Origin of the sequence: Janibacter alkaliphilus, from assembly GCF_013408565.1 — a bacterium.
Lineage (GTDB): Bacteria > Actinomycetota > Actinomycetes > Actinomycetales > Dermatophilaceae > Janibacter > Janibacter alkaliphilus.
In genome coordinates this window covers 503,861-521,337 of record NZ_JACBZX010000001.1, presented here as the reverse complement: position 1 = coordinate 521,337, position 17,477 = coordinate 503,861, and the positions used below count along the sequence as shown (strand labels likewise).

Here is a 17,477-nt window from a genome sequence, read left to right as displayed (position 1 = left end):
GCGGCGGCGGGTGAGTACGCGCACCCAGGTCAGGTGCTCGCCGAGACCACCGCGGCGACGATGACGGTGTTGAAGGCGAAGGCGATCACCGCGTTGACGGTGACCGTCTTGCGCATCTGCGGCGAGGTGACCGAGACGTCGGTAGCGCCGAAGGTGGTCATCACCGACAGGCCGAAGTAGATGTGGTCCGACCACCCCGGCCCGGTGCGTCCGGGGAAGTCCAGGGCCTGCTCGTCCTCGAGGATGTTGTCGGGGCGGAAGCAGACCGCGAAGGCCACCACGACGCAGGCCCAGGCGCTGCTCACCACGGCGATGGCCAGCCCCACCCGGGCGCCCTCGCCGAGGTCGGTCCCGGTCCCGGGCATCCACACCACCGACGTGACCAGCGCGAGCACCGAGATGATGATCGAGACCCCGGGCCCGGGCGCGGTGCCCAGGACGTAGCGCTGCAGCAGGCTGCCGCGCCCGTCACGGTCCGCCCAGCGCCGGATGTCCTCCTCGTCGGCCCGGCCGAAGGCGGTGAGGGTCAGCACGAGGTAGACCAGCAGGTAGGCGAGCAGCACGATCACGAGGTGGTCCAGCGCGCTCAGCCGGTCGGCGGCCGGGACGAGCAGAGCGACGACCAGGGCCAGCGCGGCCAGCCCGGTCGCGGCGAGCGAGCGCCGGGCTTCCGAGAGCCACCCGCTGCCACCGCCGCGTCGTGGTGACCCCGCACCTCCGCCCGCGGCTGGTGTCCGGTGCCCCGCGGCGCTCCTGTCCTCGGCCGGTCCGGTGCTGGCGTCCTCGCTGCTCATGCCTCCAGCCTGGCAGCCGTCCGGCCGCGGCACGGCCCTCGTGAGGAGGTCCCCTCGATCGACGGTGCACCCGCCGTGACGTCGGGCCGAGACGTCGGGCCGTGAGACTCCCGCCGTCCGCCCAGGTGGTGGCCGGTAGGATCCGGGGCGCCGGGCCTGCGGGTCCGGGCACCGGTAGAACCTCGACCCCGCGGAGCGTGCAGTGCCCCTCGTCGTCCAGAAGTACGGTGGCTCGTCCCTCGCCGACGCCGAGAGCATCAAGCGGGTGGCGCGGCGCATCATCGAGACCCGCAAGGCGGGCAACGACGTGTGCGTCGTCGTCTCGGCGATGGGGGACACCACCGACGAGCTCCTCGACCTCGCCCAGGAGGTCAGCCCGCTGCCGCCGCCGCGGGAGATGGACATGCTGCTCACCGCGGGCGAGCGGATGTCGATGGCCCTGGTGGCCATGGCGATCGCCAACCTCGGCCACAGCGTGCGCTCCTTCACCGGCTCCCAGGCGGGGGTCATCACCGACGCCTCGCACGGCCGGGCCAAGATCATCGACGTCACCCCGGGCCGGATCACCGAGGCCCTCGGCGAGGGCCACGTGGTCATCGTCGCCGGCTTCCAGGGGGTCAGCCAGACCACCAAGGAGATCACCACCCTCGGCCGGGGCGGCTCGGACACCACCGCGGTGGCGCTGGCTGCCGCGCTGCACGCCGACGTCTGCGAGATCTACACCGACGTCGACGGCATCTTCACCGCCGACCCCCGGATCGTGCCGAGCGCGCACAAGGTCGACCGGATCTCGCACGAGGAGATGCTCGAGATGGCCGCCAGCGGGGCCAAGATCCTGCACCTGCGCTGCGTCGAGTACGCCCGCCGCTTCGACATGCCCATCCACGTGCGCTCCTCCTTCTCCCCGAAGGAGGGCACCTGGGTGCTGACCACCACCACCGAAGGAGACCCCGTGGAAGAGCCGATCATCGCCGGAGTCGCCCACGACCGCAGCGAGGCCAAGATCACCGTCGTCGGCGTGCCCGACGAGCCCGGTCGCGCTGCCCAGATCTTCCGGACGGTCGCCGACTCCGAGGCGAACATCGACATGATCGTGCAGAACGTCTCGGCCACCGAGACCGGGCTGACCGACATCTCCTTCACCCTGCCGAAGGCGGACGGGCAGGCGGCCGTGCAGGCGCTGCAGCGGATCCGTGGCGAGGTGGGCTTCGACTCCATCCAGTACGACGACCAGATCGGCAAGCTCTCCCTCGTCGGTGCCGGGATGCGCACCAACCCGGGGGTCTCGGCCACCTTCTTCAAGGCGCTCTCGGACACCGGGGTGAACATCGAGATGATCTCCACCTCGGAGATCCGCATCTCCGTGGTCACCCGCTCCGAGCAGCTCGACGAGGCGGTGGCCGCGGTGCACACCGCCTTCGGCCTGGACTCCAGCGAGGGCGAGGCGGTCGTCTACGGGGGCACCGGGCGGTGACCGAGGCGTCCGGGACGCCGTCCGCGGGGCCGACCCTGGCCCTCGTGGGGGCGACCGGACGGCTGGCCGAGGCGGTCGCGGCCCGGCTGGCGCTGAGCACCGACCGGTGGGGCGAGATCCGGCTGATCTCGCCGCGGATGACCACCCGCACCCTCCCGGTGCGCGGGCGCGAGCAGGCCGTCGAGATGCTCACCGAGGACTCCTTCGCCGGGGTCGACGTGGCGATGCTCAACCTCCCGGCCGAGCAGACCCCGGAGGTGGTCGCCGCCGCGGTCGCCGCCGGGGCCACCGTGGTCGACACCAGCCCGGTGCACCGCCTCGACCCGGACGTGCCCCTGGTGGTCCCGGGGATCAACGGCGAGCGGGCGCACCACCGCCCGAAGGGGGTCGTCGCCCTGCCGGGCGCGGTCACCTGGGCCCTCATCGACACCGCGCACGTGCTGCACCAGGGCTGGGAGCTGCAGCACCTCGTGGTCACCGGCATGATCGCTGCGGACGCCGTCTCCGACGAGGGTGTCGAGCGGCTGCGCGCCGAGCTGCGGCTCGCCGCCGACCAGCCGCGGATCGGCTACGGCGCCGGCGACGTGCGGACGGCGCTCTCCGACCTGCCGGAGGACTCGCCCTTCCCCGCGCCGCTGGCGATGAACGTCATCCCCTGGGTCGGCGAGCCCGCCGAGGACGGCTGGACCACCGCCGAGGCCGGCCTCGGCCAGGAGGTCGCCAAGATCCTCGAGCTGCCCGAGCTCTCGCTGATCGCCACCCTCGTGCAGGTGCCGGTGGTCTCGGGGCACTCGCTGTCGCTGCACGCCCGCTGCGCCCGACCGGTCAACGTCGAACGGGTCCGCCAGGCGGTCGTCGCGGCTCCGGCGCTCATCGCCCTCGACGACTCCTCCGGCGAGGTGCCCACCCCGGTGGACGTCGTCGGCATCGACCCCCGGTTCGTCGGCCGGATCCGCCAGCCGGCCGGGCAGCGGCACCTCGTCGAGCTCTTCCTCAGCGCGGGCACCCTGCGCCGGACCGCCGGAGCGATGCTCGACGTCGCCGAGACCATCGCCTTCCCCGCGTCCTGACCCCTCCTGCCCGCACCCTCCAGACCGCCGCCGGCGCCCCGGATCACCCAGATCGGGTGGCGCCGGACGTGCCCGCGGTCACCTACCATGGGACCCGGGGCCAACCTGATCGGTGCCTGCGGCGTCGACGGGGACGACGACCGATCGAGAGCACCCCGGACGCAGCGCTCGGCAGCACCCGCAGCGTCTAGTCCTCAGAGGCCGGTCGGTCTCAGGTCGGGAAAGAAACACGAGTGACTCTTGTGACTCGTGTGACGATTGATAACAGTATGGTCAGCACGACGAGCGCGTGGAGGGCGTGGAGATGAACGACTCGCCGACCCCAGGGGTCGGTCCGGAGGAGCAGGGGGAGGGCGAGGTCTCGTACCGCGTCCTCGATTTCGCCGACCTCGAAGGGGTGGCCGCGCAGCACTACCGACGCAAGCGGCGTCGGCGGCTGCTCGCCTTCGTCACGCTGCCCGGGCTGCTGCTGGGCACCGCCACCATCGCCGCCGCCTACGGCACCGGCCTCATCGGCCAGACCGAGCCGGTCGCCACCTGCACCACGAGCTCGATGCCGGCCCCGGAGCGGGACTCCTTCGAGGTGGAGGTGCTCAACAGCAACGACACCAACGGTCTCGCCGGGGAGGTCTCCAGCAGCCTGGAGGACCGCGACTTCATCATCTCCTCGGTCGGCAACGCCGACTCCTCGGTCTACGTCAAGGACGTGGCGATCATCTACCACGGCCCTGAGGGCGAGGACAGCGCGCTGCTGCTGCAGAAGCAGGTCCCGGGTGCCAAGCTGTGGAACGACAACCGCGAGGGCGACGACGTGCGCCTGGTGCTCGGCTACGGCTACGACAAGCTCAGCTACGAGGAGCCCAAGCCGCCGCCGGCGCCGAGCGAGATCCGGGTCAACGTCTACAACACCACCTTCCAGGAGGGGCTGGCCCAGGACGTCGCCGACGAGCTGGACGAGCGGGAGTTCAAGATCCGGGCGGTCGGCAACGACCCGCAGGCCAGCTACCTCGAGGACGAGGTCGCCATCATCCGCTACGGTCCCGAGGCCGACGGCGCGGCCAAGCGGCTGGCTCAGCAGATCGACGGGGCCACCCTGAAGAAGGTGGAGCGGGACGAGGTCAGCGTCGACCTGGTCATCGGCAACGACTTCCAGGGGCTCAAGGCAGAGACCGAGGTGCCGCAGGTCGAGCCCTTCGAGCGTCCGGACGAGACCATCGAGAAGCCCTGCGAGTCCTGAGGTGAGCCTCGGCACGGTCGCGATGCTCACCGCGGGTGGGCTCGCGCCGTGCCTGTCCTCGGCCGTCGGCGGGCTCATCGAGCAGTACACCGCCCGCGACCCGGGCGTGCGCATCATCGGCTACCAGGACGGCTACGCAGGGCTGCTGCGCGGGCGCAGCACCGAGGTCAGCGACGAGGTGCGCGCCGGGGCAGGCCGCCTGCACGAGCTCGGCGGCAGCCCGCTGGGCAGCTCCCGGGTGAAGCTGACCAACTCCGCCGACCTGGAGCGGCGCGGGCTGATCGGCCCGGGGGAGGACCCCCTGCAGGTGGCCGCCGAGCAGCTGCGGCGCGACGGTGTCGACGTGCTGCACACCATCGGCGGGGACGACACCAGCACGACCGCGGCCGACCTGGCCCGCTACCTCGCCGAGCACGGCCACGACCTGCGGGTGGTCGGCCTGCCCAAGACCATCGACAACGACATCGTGCCGGTGGCCCGCTCGTTGGGCGCGGCCACGGCCGCCGCCGAGGGGGCCCGCTTCGCCCGGAACGTCGTCGCCGAGCACAGCGCCAACCCGCGGATGCTCATCGTCCACGAGATCATGGGCCGCCGCAGCGGCTGGCTGACCGCGGCCACCACCGCCCGCTACCGCGAGGAGCTGGCGACCCGGGCGTTCCTGCCGGGGATCGGCGCCGACCCCCGCCGGTGGGACGTGCACGCCGTCTACGTCCCCGAGCAGCGGTTCGACCTGGACGCCGAGGCCGACCGGCTGCGCGCGGTGATGGACGAGCTCGGGTGCGCCACGATCTTCCTCTCCGAGGGCGCGGGCGTCGACGAGATCGTCGCCGCCATGGAGGCCGACGGGGAGACGGTGCCCCGGGACCCCTTCGGGCACGTCCAGATCGACAAGATCAACCCCGGCGCGTGGCTGGCCGGGCGGTTCGTCGACCGGGTCGGCGCGGAGAAGGTCATGGTGCAGAAGTCCGGGTACTTCGTGCGCTCCGCGGCGCCGCAGGCCGAGGACCGGGCCCTCATCGACGCGTGCGTCGACCTGGCCGTGCGGACCGCTCTCGAGGGCGGCGCCGGGCTGGTGGGCCACGACGAGGAGCGCGGCGGCGAGCTGCGGGCGATCGAGCTGGAGCGGGTCACCGGAGGGCGCCGCTTCGACCCCGAGGCCGGCTGGTTCGCCGATCTGCAGCAGGAGATCGGTCAGGCCTGAGCCGTCCGGACCACCGGCTGGCGGTCGGACGGCTCAGACCTGCGGGACGTCGGGCGCGCGGGTGACCCGGGGCGGTGGGCGGCTCAGACCACCCAGCCGAAACGGCTGATCGTCAGCTCGGCGTCCGAGCCGTCCTGCACCCGGGCGAAGACCTCGACGGTGTCGGCGTCGGCGAAGTCACCCTTGTAGCTCGGCGAGCGACGGAAGAAGCCGCCCTTGGTGCCGTCGGTGAGCATGAAGGTGGGGTTCTGCGCCTTCGGGCGCCGCTCGGACGGGACCCAGGTCCACCGGGCGATGACCTCGCGGTCCTTGCGCAGCTCGACGTAGAGCCGCTGGAACTGGTCGAGGTCGGGAGCCTGCAGCTCCAGGCGCACCCCTCGCGGCGGGGTGTCCGTGGGGGTGGGGAAGGCGACCCCGATGTAGGGGGCGCCCTCGGCGCCCGCGGTCGGGGTGGCGGTGATCCGCAGCGGCCCGGCGTTCGGCTGCGCGGACCCGGTCTGCGAGGTCCGGGCGTCCGCGGCCGGCAGCGGCTGGCCGTCGCCGCCGTGCAGGGTCTGGTCCATCCGACGGGCCCACACCGAGCGGGTCCGCTCGAGCTGGGCGGGGGCGGCGTTGCGCACGGCCTGCGGGCGCTCGGCCGGGACGTCGATGCCGTCCATGATGTCGAGGTCGTGGCTGACCAGCGCCCGGGTCCGGCTGCTCGGCTCCTCGCTCTTGGAGGCCAGCACGCTCACCCAGGTGTTGTGCAGCGCCTCGACGTGGTGGGCCACCAGCCCGGCGCCGCGCAGCATCCGTCGGATGCGCTCCACGCCGAACATCGCGGTGTGCCCCCAGACGCCTTCGAGGCGGCCCAGCAGCGGGGTGGAGAAGAGCAGCTCGGCGCCGTCGGGGAGCGCGTCGGCGAGCACCTTGAGCCCCTGCTCGGGGTCGGGCACGTGCTCGAGCACCTCGCAGCAGATGACGAAGGAGGCGTCGATCGCCTCGGCGTCGGCGCGGGTGAGGTCGTATAGGTCGCCCACCCGGGCGTCGGCGTTGGCGCCGACCCCGTTGGCCGCGAGCATCTTCTTCGTCGCGTCGGCGTTGGACTGGACGAGGTCGAGGCCCAGGTAGCCGTCCAGCTGGCCCTCGGTGAGGATCGTCGTGGCCAGGTAGCCCTTGCCGATGCCGATCTCCAGCACCCGGTCGCCGGGCTCGAGGTACTGCACCGTGCGGCGGAAGCGGGTGACGTTCGCCGGCGACTCGTAGAGCCGGCGCATGTGCGGGGAGAGCATGTCCTGGCTGCCCTCGTGCGGGGTGAAGAGCTCGTGCGCCTGGTCCCGGACGGCCTCCCAGCGCTTCTGGTACAGCTTCTGCGCCGGGGCCTCGCGGACGTTCTCCATCACGTGGATCTCGTGCCAGGCGGCGCGCACGAGGGCTCGCTCGAGCGGGTCGCTGGACTCACGAAGCGGAGGGAGCGTGGTGCTGGTCTCAGGCATGCGCCCCATCATGCACGCTCTGCCGCGGCGGCGGCAGGTGACACGACGGACGCGGACGGGCGATCCCGGGTGCCGGACGGCTCAGGGCCCGTGCCGCCGTCTCGAGCGGCGGCACGGGCCCTGATGAGGGTCGGGGTGACAGGATTTGAACCTGCGACCTCCTCGTCCCGAACGAGGCGCGCTACCAAGCTGCGCCACACCCCGGCAGCGGAGGCGGGCCTCCGCGTGCGGATCGCCGCCCATCGGGCGGCGACAGGCAACGATAGCTCAGCTGGGGGCCCGGCCCACAATCGCCCCGGCACCCCCGCCCCCTTCGCCCCGTCCCCGTGCCCCCTTCGACCCGACCCCACGCCCCCTTCGACCCGACCTCACGCCCCCTTCGACGCCGGCTACCACGCAGTAAGTGCTGTGATCGCGACACTTACTGCGTGGTAGCGCGGTGCAGAGGTGGCGTGACGAGGGCGAAGGGAGAAGGAGCTCAGCTGCGGGGGAGCAGGGTGAGCAGGGTGGCCTCGGGCCGGCAGGCGAAGCGGACCGGGGCGAAGCGGGAGGCGCCCAGCCCGGCGGAGACGTGCAGCCAGGCCGCCTCGTCGGGGGCCGCCGAGGAGGGCTGCCCGCCCGCTCCCGGCCACCAGCGGGACACCCCCTTCGCCCGTCGGCGGTCGAGGTCGCAGTTGGTGACCAGCGCGCCGTAGCCGGGCACGCACAGCTGCCCGCCGTGGGTGTGGCCGGCGAGCACCAGCCCCGCGCCGTCGGCGGTCATCGCGTCCAGCACCCGCTGGTAGGGGGCGTGCGCGACACCGAGGGTGAGGTCGCCGCCGGCCGGCGCGGCCGCAGAGGCCGCGGCGTAGTCGTCCCGGCCGATGTGCGGGTCGTCCACCCCGACGACGTCCACCTCGACGTCGCGGACGCGCATCCGGGTGCGCGCGTTGGGCAGGTGCTGCCACCCGTGGGCGGACAGCCCCGCGGCCAGCTCCGCCGTCGGCAGCTCGACCCGGTGCGGCGGCGCCTCGGCGTAGCGCGACGTGAGGTAGAGGGCAGGGTTCTTCGGCCGCGGGGCGTAGTAGTCGTTGGACCCCATGACGAAGACCCCAGGCCGCTCCAGCAGCGGCGCCAGCGCCTCCAGGGCGTGCGGCACCGCCTCCAGGTGGCTGAGGTTGTCCCCGGTGTTGACGACGAGGTCCGGCCGCAGCGCGGCCAGGTCCCGGATCCAGGCGACCTTGCGGTCCTGGCCCGGCACCATGTGGATGTCGCTGACCTGCAGCACCCGCAGCGGGTCGGCGCCCGCGGGGAGCGCCGGCAGCGCGTACCGCCGCAGCGTGAAGAGGCGCGGCTCGACCAGGGTCCCCCAGGCCAGCGTGGCGCCGCCGAGCGCGGCCGCGCCGCCGAGGGTGCGCACGAGGGGATGGCTGCTCACCGGCCCATCCTCACAGACCGGAGCAGGAGAGGCCCGGCGTCATATCGGGGAGACGGTCGCGCGCCCCTGCTGCGACAATCCCGCCATGAGCTCCGAGACGCTGAAGCAGACCATCCAGGACGACCTGCGCACCGCCATGCGGGCCCGCGACCAGGTGCGCACCTCGACCCTGCGGATGGTGCTCACCGCGATCTCGACGGCCGAGGTCGCCGGCACCGAGGCCAAGGAGCTCACCGACGCCGAGACTCTCACCGTCCTGACGAAGGAGAGCAAGAAGCGCAAGGAGTCGGCCACCGCCTACCGCGACGCCGGCCGGGACGAGCTGGCGGCGACCGAGGAGGCCGAGCTGGCGGTCCTCGAGACCTACCTGCCGCAGCAGCTGGAGGACGGCGAGGTGGACGCGATCGTCGACCGGGCGATCGCCGAGACCGGGGCCGACTCGATGGCCCAGATGGGTCAGGTCATGAAGCGGGTCCAGGCCCAGGTGGCCGGGCGGGCCGACGGCGGCGCCGTGGCCGCGAAGGTGCGTGCCCGCCTCTCCTGAGAGGCGCTGGCGCAGAGACGACGAAGGGGGTGGGCCTGCCGGCCCACCCCCTTCGTCGTGCCGTGTCCCGGCGTCAGCCGTCGGTGTCCTCGCCGACGTCCGGGAAGTCGACCGTCTCCATGTCGCGGGAGGCGTAGTCCATGGTCTGCTTCCAGATCGGCGCGGCGATCGAGCCGCCGTAGACGTCGGCGTAGAACTGTCCGCCGATGTTGATGTTGCGCATCGGGAAGGTGTCGATCGGGGTGCCGACCCAGATCGCCGTGGACAGCTGCGGGGTGAAGCCGCCGAACCACGACTGGTTGCTGTCGTCGGTGGTGCCGGTCTTGCCGGCTGCCTCCCGCCCGTCGGCCAGAGCCGAGCTCGGGTTCGAGCCGGCAGTGCCGCCCGGCTCCAGCGCGCCGAACATCATGTGGGTCACCTTGCGGGCGGTGTCGGTGGTGAGCACCTGCTCGCAGTCCCGCTCGTTCAGCTTGATCTTCGTGCCGTCGGCGGTGGTGATCGACTGGATCGGGGTGGGCGCGCAGTACTTGCCATCGGCGGCCAGGGTGGCGTAGGCCGAGGCGAGCTGGAGCGGGGTGGAGGAGTCCGACCCGAGGACGAGGTTGGAGATCGCGTAGTTGTCGTCGCTCCCGGCCAGGCCGTACTTCTCGCCGTTGCCGGTGCGCAGACCCATCTTCTCCATGTTGTCGGCGATCTTGCACGAGCCGACCTCGCTGGCCAGCTGGGCGAAGGCGGTGTTCACCGATCCCTTGGTGGCCTGGGCCAGGGTCATCGCGCCACCGCCGGAGCTGTCACCGGCGTTGCGCACCGGCCAGGGGTCGACCGTGGTGCAGCCGCGCTGGAAGTCGTTGGTGTAGAAGACCGCCGGGCTGGTGCTTGAGGTCGGCTGGGCGTAGACCGTGCTGTCCGCGGTCATCCCCTCCTGCACCGCGGTCACGAGGTTGAAGGGCTTGGCGGTCGAGCCGATGGCGAAGCCGTTGGTCCCGCCGTAGCCGAAGGGGACGCTCCAGGACTGCTCGGAGTACTGGCTGGTCGCGTCCTGCAGGCCGATCTTGTACTCGGAGGTCTGGGCGATCGCCCGCACCTTGCCGGTGCCCGGCTCGATCATCGCGCCGGCCGCGCCGACCCCGCTGTCGCTCGTGGGCACCCGCTCCTTGAGCTCCTGCTCCATCTTCTGCTGCCAGTTGCGGCGCAAGGTGGTGTTGATCCGCAGGCCGCCGGTGTTGACCGCCTGCATCCGCTCGTCCGGGTTCTCGCCGAGCTCCGGCATCGTCTTGAGGTACTCGATGACGTAGTTGCAGAAGTACGGGTCGGACGCCTTGCTGCAGGTGCCGCCCTCGTCCTCCTGGATGTCCACGAGGCTCTCGACGCTGGGCTCCTTGGCCTCGTCCGCCTCGGCCTGGGTGATCCAGCCGAGCGAGAGCATCCGGTCCAGCACGACGTCGCGACGCTCCTGGACCTCCTCGGGGTTGGTGCGGATGTTGTAACGGCCCGGGGACTGCACGACGCCGGCGAGGGTGGCCGACTCGGTGAGGGTCAGCTCGGAGGCGTGCTTGTTGAAGAAGCGCTTGGCGGCGGCCTCGACCCCGTAGGTGTTGTCGCTGTAGTTCACCAGGTTGAGGTAGCTGGAGAGGATCTGGTCCTTGGTCTGGGTCTTCTCGATGTTCAGCGCGTACTTCAGCTCCTGCAGCTTGCGGCTGTAGGTCTGCTCCACGGCCGCCTCGGCGGCGTCGCTGTCGCCCTCGCGGACGGCCCGCTCCTGGAGCATGATCTTCACGTACTGCTGGGTGATCGACGAGCCACCCTGGGTGGAGTCGCTCTGCAGGTTCTGGAAGAAGGCCCGGCTGGTGCCGCGCACGTCGATCCCGCCGTGCTCGCGGAAGCGGCTGTCCTCGATGGCCATCTGCGCCTGGATCATGTTCTCGTTGATCTTGTTCAGCGGGACGACCTCACGGCGCGAGGTGTACGGCGTGGCGAGGAGCTTGTTGTCCGCGGAGTAGATCTTGGACTGCTGCGCCAGCGGGTTCGCGGTCCACTCGTCGTCGAGGTTGTTGAAGCCGTCGACCGTGGCGCGCGCGGCGCTGCCGCCGGCGCCGGCCAGCGGCATCATCAGACCGGCACCGATGAGGCCCAGGCCCACGGAGACGGCCACGAAGGCCGCGAGCAGGCTCACGAGGTGCGGGATCTTGGTACGCGCCATGCGAGCAGGGTACGTGCTCGGCCTGTGCGCTCCGGGGAGCCGGGCCGCGCGGGCGCAGGCGTGCCGGATCCATCCTGGCGGGCCGGGGTGGGCGAGGGCGCGTCCTCCACGGCGAGATGACTATTACGAACCAGACAAATAGTTCGTCAGGCCCTTGCCTACTCGTGGGTTAACCTCCTTATCGTCGTGCCGTTCCGATCTGCGAGATCACTACGACGTGAGATCACTGTTCAAGGGGGAGATGTGTCGGAGGCCGCGCGAACGTACGAGGACCGCAACTCATGGGTGAACCAGGGGCGGTGCCGTGACGCCGACCCGGACACCCTCTTCGTCCAGGGCCGCGAGCAGCGGCTGGCCAAGGTGCTCTGCCGGGGCTGCCCGGTGATCGTCGAGTGCCTCGCCGACGCCCTGGACAACCGCACCGAGTTCGGCGTCTGGGGCGGGATGACCGAGCGGGAGCGCCGCGCGCTGCTGCGCCGCCGCCCCGACGTCACCAGCTGGACCGACTACCTCGAGCGCGCCCAGCGCGCCGCCGCCCTCCGCGCCGGCTGACCCCCTTCGCCCCACCCCACCGACCCCTCGCGCGTCACCCACTGCCTCCGGCTACCACGCAGTAAGTGCTGTGATCACAGCACTTACTGCGTGGTAGCCCGCGCCTTAGGGCGGCGAGGGTCTCGCGTCAGAGGGCGGCGAAGGGGGAGGGAGCGGGCTGGGCAAGGTCAGGACGAGAGGGCCGAGCCCACCGCGCGCAGGCCGTGGAGGTCGTGCACGTCGCTCTGCTGCGCCGGCACCACGGTCAGCGGCGTCCCCGGGTGGGTGGTGCGGAAGCGACGGACCATCGCCCGGTGCCGCGAGGCCGTCTCAGCGCGCCGCACGTGCACCCGCAGCACCGCCTCGGCCACCGCGTGCTCGCCGCTCTCGGCCAGCCGGTCGGCCGCCTCCTGGGCCCGGCCGGCGCCCAGCCGGGCGGCGCGCACCGTCTGCACCCGGTTGACCACGACGCCCGCAGGCGGCATCCGGTCGGCGGCCAGCCGCTCGATGAAGTACCCCGCCTCACGCGCGGCGTCCCGGTCCGGCGAGGTCACCACGAGGAAGGCGGTCTCGTCCCGGGCCAGCAGCGCGTAGGTCTGCTCGGCCCGCTCCCGGAAGCCGCCGAACATCGTGTCGGTGGCCGCGACGAAGGTCTGCACGTCCCGCAGCAGGTCGCCGCCGAGCACCTTCGCCATCACCCCGCTGGCCAGCCCGACGGCGCCCCCGAGCACCCGCATCGAGGCGCGGCCACCCACCTTCGCCGGGGCGGTGAGCATCCGGATCAGGCGACCGTCGAGGAAGGAGCCCAGCCGGCCCGGCGCGTCCAGGAAGTCCAGCGCCGAGCGCGACGGCGGGGTGTCCACGACGATGAGGTCCCACTCCCGGCTGCCGTCGGCGATCTGCCCGCGCAGCTGGCCGAGCTTCTCCATCGCCATGTACTCCTGGGTGCCGGCGAAGGAGCTGGACAGGGCGACGTAGAAGGGGTTGGCGAGGATCTGCTCCGCCTTCTCCGGCGTGGTGTGCGCCTCGACCACCTCGTCGAAGGTGCGCTTCATGTCGAGCATCATCGCCTCGAGCGACCCGCCGGCCGCCTCGTCGATGCCGACCACCGGCCGCGGGGTGTTGTCCAGGTGCTCCAGCCCGAGGGACTGGGCCAGCCGCCGGGCCGGGTCGATGGTCAGCACGACCACCCGCCGGCCGCGCTCGGCGGCCCGCAGCGCCAGGGCCGCGGCCGTGGTCGTCTTGCCCACCCCGCCCGAGCCGCAGCACACGACGATCCGGCGCTGCGGGTCGTCCAGCAGCACGTCGACGTCGAGGTCGGCGTCGTCCCGGCGGCTCATCCGGTCACCCCCTGCTCGTCGAGGGCGTCGGCCAGGACGCCCAGCCCGCCACCCTCGAGGCCGTCCGGCAGCCCGGGCAGGGTGGCCACGGGTCGGCCCAGCCCCGCCAGCTCCTCGCCCAACCGGGCCTGCAGGGCGGCCCGCGCGAGGTGGTCGCGGGCCTCGCGGACCAGGCCGGTGACCATCGCGGGCAAGGTGCTCACCTCGGCGGCGGCCAGGCCTTCGGTGACCAGGTCGTCGAGGACGTCGTCGACCCCGTCGGATGCCGTCGGCAGGTCCTCGGGCAGCAGCAGCGGCTCGTCGACGAGGTTGGCGACGACCCAGCCGACCCGCAGCGAGAGGTCGGTCAGCTCGGCGACCGCGTCCCGGGTCTCCTGCACGGGCATCTCCTCCAGCAGGGTCACCAGGTGCACCACCGTCTCCGGGCCGGAGAGCATGCGGGTGATCGAGTCGGCCTGGGAGCGGATCGGGCCGACCCGGGCCACCTGGGAGACCTCGGAGTTGACCGCGAGGAAGCGGCCGATCCGCCCGGTCGGCGGGGCGTCCAGCACGACCCGGTCGAAGACGGGGCCGTCCCGTCGGGTGGTCCGGCCGACCGCCTCGTAGACCTTGCCGATGAGCAGCACGTCCCGCACCCCGGGCGCGATGGTCGTGGCGAAGTCGACCGCCCCCACCCGCTGCAGCACGGCTCCGGCCGGGCCCAGCCGGTAGAACCGGTGCAGGTACTCCAGCAGCGCCGCCCGCGCGTCCACGCTCAGCCCGACCACCTCGCCGCCGCTGGGGTCGGTGAGCAGGGTCCGCTCGTCCTCGCCGAGCGGGGCGACGTCGAAGACCTGCGCCAGGCCCTGGCGCCCTTCGACCTCGGTCAGCAGCACCCGCTCGCCACGAGCGGCGAAGGCGGTGGCCAGCGCCGCCGCGACGCTCGTCTTGCCGGTGCCGCCCTTGCCCGTGACCACGTGCAGCCGGGCATCGGCGACGGGCTCGGCAGGGGGCACCGGACCACCCTACGAGTAGGGTGCCCGCATGACCCAGTGGGAGTACGCGACCGTGCCGCTCATCGTCCACGCGACCAAGCAGATCCTCGACCAGTGGGGCGAGGACGGCTGGGAGCTCGTCCAGGTCGTCCCCGGACCGGACGGCGGGCAGAACCTCGTGGCCTACCTCAAGCGCCCTCGCGGGCAGTGACCCGCTGATGGGTCGCGTCGCCGAACGACTGGCGCAGCTGTCCGTCACGCTGCCCGACGTGGCCGCCCCGGTAGGTGCCTACGTGCCGGCGCTGCGCGACGGCGACCACGTGCTGACCTCCGGGCAGCTCCCCTTCGTCGGTGGCGAGCTGCCGGTCACCGGGCTCGTCGGCGCCGAGGTCTCCGCCGAGGAGGCCGCCGACCTGGCCCGCACGTGCACGATCAACGCCCTGGCCGCGGTCGCCTCGGTGCTCGAAGGCGACCTGGACCGGGTGGTGCAGGTGGTCAAGGTCGTCGGGTTCGTCGCCAGCGCACCGGGCTTCGGCGGGCAGCCCGGGGTGCTCAACGGCGCCAGCCGGCTGCTCGGCGAGGTCTTCGGCGACGCCGGGGTGCACGCCCGCTCCGCCGTCGGGGTGGCGGCGCTGCCGCTCGGCGCCAGCGTCGAGGTCGAGCTGACCGTGCGGGTGCGCGACTGATGGTCCCGCGCGACTTCCTGCTGGCCGCTGACCCGGGGCTCGTGCTGGCCGCTGAGACCCCGGTCGCCGACCCGGCACCGACGAAGCAGGCGTCCACGGTGATGCTGCTGCGCGACGACGCCGGTCCGCTGCAGGTCTTCATGCTGCGCCGGGTGCCGACGATGGACTTCGCCGCCTCCCGGCACGTCTTCCCCGGCGGAGGGGTGGACCCGCGCGACGCCGAGGAGACGCCCTGGGCGGGCCCGGACCCGGAGGTGTGGGCCGAGCGGCTGGGCACCGACGAGGCGCACGCCCGGATGCTCGTCGCCGCGGCGGTGCGGGAGGTCTTCGAGGAGACCGGGGTGCTGCTCGCCTCGCCCGCCGACGACCCCGGGGGAGACGCCGTGGTGCTCGCCGACGACGAGTCGGACCGGCTGAGGGAGTCGCTGGTCGCCAAGGAGGTGGCGCTGGGGGAGGTGCTGCTGGCGCGCGGGCTCGTGCTGCGCAGCGACCTGCTCGGCTACCGGGCGCACTGGATCACCCCCGAGTTCGAGAAGCGGCGCTACGACACCTACTTCTTCGTCGCGGCGCTGCCGGCCGGGCAGTCCGCGGACGGGCGGACCAGCGAGGCCGACGTCGCCGAGTGGGTCCGGCCGCGGGCGCTGCTGGACTCCTTCGCCGCCGGCGACGCGCTGCTGCTGCCGCCGACGATCGTCTGCCTCGAGGGGCTGGCGGAGCACGCCTCGGTGGGTCAGGCGCTGGCCGGCGAGCCGCTGGTGGCGACGGTCCTGCCGCAGCTGGTGCTCACCGACGCCGGGCCGGCCGTGCGGATCGAGCCGGCCCCGTGAGCACCCCGGCGCCGACCCCCTCGGCCGCGATCGGCCAGTGGCAGGGCGGGCAGATCACTGCGCGGGCGCACTGCCTGCTGCAGGGCAACCCCGGGCCGATGACCCTCGACGGCACGAACACCTGGGTGCTGCTCGAGCCGGGCGGCACCGAGGCCGTCGTCATCGACCCCGGCGAGGACGAGGCCGCCCACCAGGAGCGGGTGCTGGAGCACGTCACCGGGCTCGGGGCCCGGGTGGGCCTGGTCGTGCTCACCCACGGTCACCACGACCACAGCGAGGGCGCGCCGCGGATGGCCCGGCTCACCGGGGCGCCGGTGCGGGCGGTCGGTCGCGGTCACGACGACCTCGCCGACGGCGAGACCCTCAGCGTCGGTGGGCTGGAGCTGCGCGTGGTGGCCACCCCGGGGCACACCTCCGACTCGGTCTCCTTCGCGCTGCCGGCGGATCACGCCCTGCTCACCGGGGACACCGTGCTCGGGCGGGGCACCACGGTGGTGGCTCATCCGGACGGCGAGCTCGAGGCCTACCTGGCGTCGCTGGAGCGGATCGCCGCGCTCACCGGAGGCGGGGAGGTGACCTCGGTGCTGCCCGGTCACGGACCGACCGTGCCGGACGCGTCCGCGATGGTCGACTTCTACCGGGTGCACCGTCGCGAGCGGCTGGAGCAGGTGCGGGCGGCGATGGCCGGCGGCGCGGAGACCGCCGACGTGGTCGTGGAGACCGTCTACGCCGATGTCGACCGCTCGGTCTGGCCCGCCGCCCGGCTCTCCGTGCTCGCCCAGATGGACTACCTCGCCGCGCACGGCTGACCCCCTTCGTCAGGCTGCGAAGGGGGGCCGGGCCGCACGGACCCGGCCCCGACGCCCCGACTTGACCTCGCCCGGGCGTCGTGGCGCACAGACGCTCACGTCAGCCACAGGCGCTGCGCTTGCAGGCTGAGCGGATCCAGCTGCCTAGGGGGTTGGGAGAAGGGGGCGCGGGGGAGAGGGGGAGGGGCAGGGAGAAGAGAGTGGGGTCAGCGGGCGCGGCGCTGCAGGCGGTCGACGTCGGTGAGCAGCACGGCGCGGTTCTCCAGGCGCAGCCAGCCGCGGGTGGCGAAGTCGGCCAGCGCCTTGTTCACCGTCTCCCGGGAGGCGCCGACGAGCTGGGCCAGCTCCTCCTGGGTGAGGTCGTGGGCGACCATCGTGCCCTCCTCGACCGGCCGGCCGAAGCGCTCGCTGAGCTCCAGCAGGGCCTTGGCCACCCGGCCGGGGACGTCGGTGAAGACGAGGTCGGCGAGGTTCTCGTTGGTGCGGCGCAGCCGCCGGGCCAGCGCCGCCAGCAGGGTGCCGCCGATCCGGGGGTGCGCCACCAGCAGCTGCTGCAGCTGCTCGTTGCCCAGGCCCAGCAGCTGGGTCTCGGCCACCGCGGTCGCCGTGGCGGTGCGCGGCCCCGGGTCGAAGAGGCTCAGCTCGCCGAGCATCTCCGACGGCCCGAGGATAGCCAGCAGGTTCTCCCGGCCGTCGGGGCTGGTGCGCCCGAGCTTGATCTTGCCCTCGGTGATGACGTAGAGCCGGTCGCCCTGGTCGCCCTCGTGGAAGAGCACGTCGCCGCGCTCCATGCGCACGGGCGTGCTCGAGGCGATCACCTCCGAGGCAGCCTCGTCGTCGAGGGTCGCGAAGAGCGGGGCACGGCGCACGACATCAGGGTTCACGAGAGGACAGTGTG

At 72.9% G+C, this 17,477-nt stretch carries 17 protein-coding genes and 1 tRNA gene; 10 read left to right on the top strand and 8 right to left on the bottom strand.

Annotated features, from left to right (window positions below; all coding sequences use genetic code 11):
* Positions 1-29: 29 nt before the first annotated feature.
* Entirely contained in the window at positions 30-794 is a 765-nt protein-coding gene (locus BJY28_RS02495) for a DUF1345 domain-containing protein (protein ID WP_179461600.1), read from the bottom strand.
* A 202-nt stretch (positions 795-996) separates the two neighbouring features.
* Here BJY28_RS02495 and BJY28_RS02490 point away from each other — a divergent pair, with 202 nt between their 5' ends.
* From BJY28_RS02490 to BJY28_RS02475, 4 genes are all read left to right on the top strand, one after another.
* The gene (locus BJY28_RS02490) at positions 997-2,268 is read left to right on the top strand and encodes an aspartate kinase (protein ID WP_179461599.1); all 1,272 of its coding nucleotides are present in this window, start codon (positions 997-999) and stop codon (positions 2,266-2,268) included.
* Positions 2,269-2,312: 44 nt separating this feature from the next.
* Positions 2,313-3,338 (top strand): Asd/ArgC dimerization domain-containing protein, encoded by a 1,026-nt coding sequence (locus BJY28_RS02485; RefSeq protein WP_179461598.1) that lies wholly within the window; start codon positions 2,313-2,315, stop codon positions 3,336-3,338.
* Between the two features lie 304 nt (positions 3,339-3,642).
* A complete protein-coding gene (locus tag BJY28_RS02480; RefSeq protein WP_179461597.1) occupies positions 3,643-4,575 on the top strand; it encodes a LytR C-terminal domain-containing protein in 933 nt (310 codons plus the stop codon).
* A 1-nt stretch (position 4,576) separates the two neighbouring features.
* Positions 4,577-5,776: a pyrophosphate--fructose-6-phosphate 1-phosphotransferase gene (locus tag BJY28_RS02475; protein WP_179461596.1), complete on the top strand. Its 1,200-nt coding sequence runs from the start codon at positions 4,577-4,579 to the stop codon at positions 5,774-5,776.
* 83 nt (positions 5,777-5,859) lie between these two features.
* On the opposite strand, the gene BJY28_RS02470 is transcribed toward BJY28_RS02475, so the two are convergent.
* The 3 genes from BJY28_RS02470 to BJY28_RS02460 form a co-directional block, all read right to left on the bottom strand.
* Complete coding sequence (locus tag BJY28_RS02470; RefSeq protein ID WP_179461595.1) at positions 5,860-7,251, bottom strand: class I SAM-dependent methyltransferase; 1,392 nt, start codon at positions 7,249-7,251, stop codon at positions 5,860-5,862.
* A 130-nt stretch (positions 7,252-7,381) separates the two neighbouring features.
* Positions 7,382-7,455, bottom strand: a tRNA-Pro gene (locus BJY28_RS02465).
* A gap of 274 nt (positions 7,456-7,729) precedes the next feature.
* Entirely contained in the window at positions 7,730-8,668 is a 939-nt protein-coding gene (locus BJY28_RS02460; protein WP_179461594.1) for a metallophosphoesterase, read from the bottom strand.
* 85 nt (positions 8,669-8,753) lie between these two features.
* On the opposite strand from BJY28_RS02460, the gene BJY28_RS02455 reads away from it, so the two are divergent.
* Positions 8,754-9,212: a GatB/YqeY domain-containing protein gene (locus tag BJY28_RS02455; RefSeq protein ID WP_179461593.1), complete on the top strand. Its 459-nt coding sequence runs from the start codon at positions 8,754-8,756 to the stop codon at positions 9,210-9,212.
* Between the two features lie 73 nt (positions 9,213-9,285).
* Here the strand turns inward: BJY28_RS02455 and BJY28_RS02450 are convergent, their stop codons facing one another.
* Positions 9,286-11,412, bottom strand: a complete 2,127-nt coding sequence (locus tag BJY28_RS02450) for a transglycosylase domain-containing protein (protein ID WP_179461592.1) — start codon at positions 11,410-11,412, stop codon at positions 9,286-9,288.
* Positions 11,413-11,697: 285 nt separating this feature from the next.
* Here BJY28_RS02450 and BJY28_RS02445 point away from each other — a divergent pair, with 285 nt between their 5' ends.
* Positions 11,698-11,964, top strand: coding sequence for a WhiB family transcriptional regulator (locus BJY28_RS02445; protein WP_343036925.1), 267 nt, complete (start codon positions 11,698-11,700; stop codon positions 11,962-11,964).
* Positions 11,965-12,131: 167 nt separating this feature from the next.
* On the opposite strand, the gene bagB is transcribed toward BJY28_RS02445, so the two are convergent.
* Positions 12,132-13,283 (bottom strand): ArsA family ATPase, encoded by a 1,152-nt coding sequence (bagB, locus tag BJY28_RS02440; protein WP_179461590.1) that lies wholly within the window; start codon positions 13,281-13,283, stop codon positions 12,132-12,134.
* Entirely contained in the window at positions 13,280-14,278 is a 999-nt protein-coding gene (gene bagA / locus BJY28_RS02435; protein ID WP_179461589.1) for an ATPase BagA, read from the bottom strand. The genes bagB and bagA overlap by 4 nt, the downstream gene beginning before the upstream one ends.
* Positions 14,279-14,306: 28 nt before the next feature.
* On the opposite strand from bagA, the gene sp36 reads away from it, so the two are divergent.
* Genes sp36 through BJY28_RS02415 form a run of 4 tightly spaced genes read left to right on the top strand, consistent with a single transcriptional unit; the run spans position 14,307 to position 16,579 of the window.
* Positions 14,307-14,468, top strand: coding sequence for a Sp36 family protein (sp36, locus tag BJY28_RS02430; protein WP_179461588.1), 162 nt, complete (start codon positions 14,307-14,309; stop codon positions 14,466-14,468).
* Positions 14,469-14,475: 7 nt separating this feature from the next.
* Positions 14,476-14,943, top strand: coding sequence for a RidA family protein (locus BJY28_RS02425; RefSeq protein WP_179461587.1), 468 nt, complete (start codon positions 14,476-14,478; stop codon positions 14,941-14,943).
* Complete coding sequence (locus BJY28_RS02420) at positions 14,943-15,770, top strand: NUDIX hydrolase (RefSeq protein WP_179461586.1); 828 nt, start codon at positions 14,943-14,945, stop codon at positions 15,768-15,770. Before BJY28_RS02425 ends, BJY28_RS02420 begins: the two co-directional genes overlap by 1 nt.
* On the top strand, positions 15,767-16,579 hold the full coding sequence (locus tag BJY28_RS02415; protein ID WP_425485694.1) for an MBL fold metallo-hydrolase: 813 nt from the start codon (positions 15,767-15,769) through the stop codon (positions 16,577-16,579). Before BJY28_RS02420 ends, BJY28_RS02415 begins: the two co-directional genes overlap by 4 nt.
* A 206-nt stretch (positions 16,580-16,785) precedes the next feature.
* Here the strand turns inward: BJY28_RS02415 and BJY28_RS02410 are convergent, their stop codons facing one another.
* Positions 16,786-17,463: a cyclic nucleotide-binding domain-containing protein gene (locus tag BJY28_RS02410; protein ID WP_179461585.1), complete on the bottom strand. Its 678-nt coding sequence runs from the start codon at positions 17,461-17,463 to the stop codon at positions 16,786-16,788.
* Positions 17,464-17,477 lie beyond the last annotated feature (14 nt).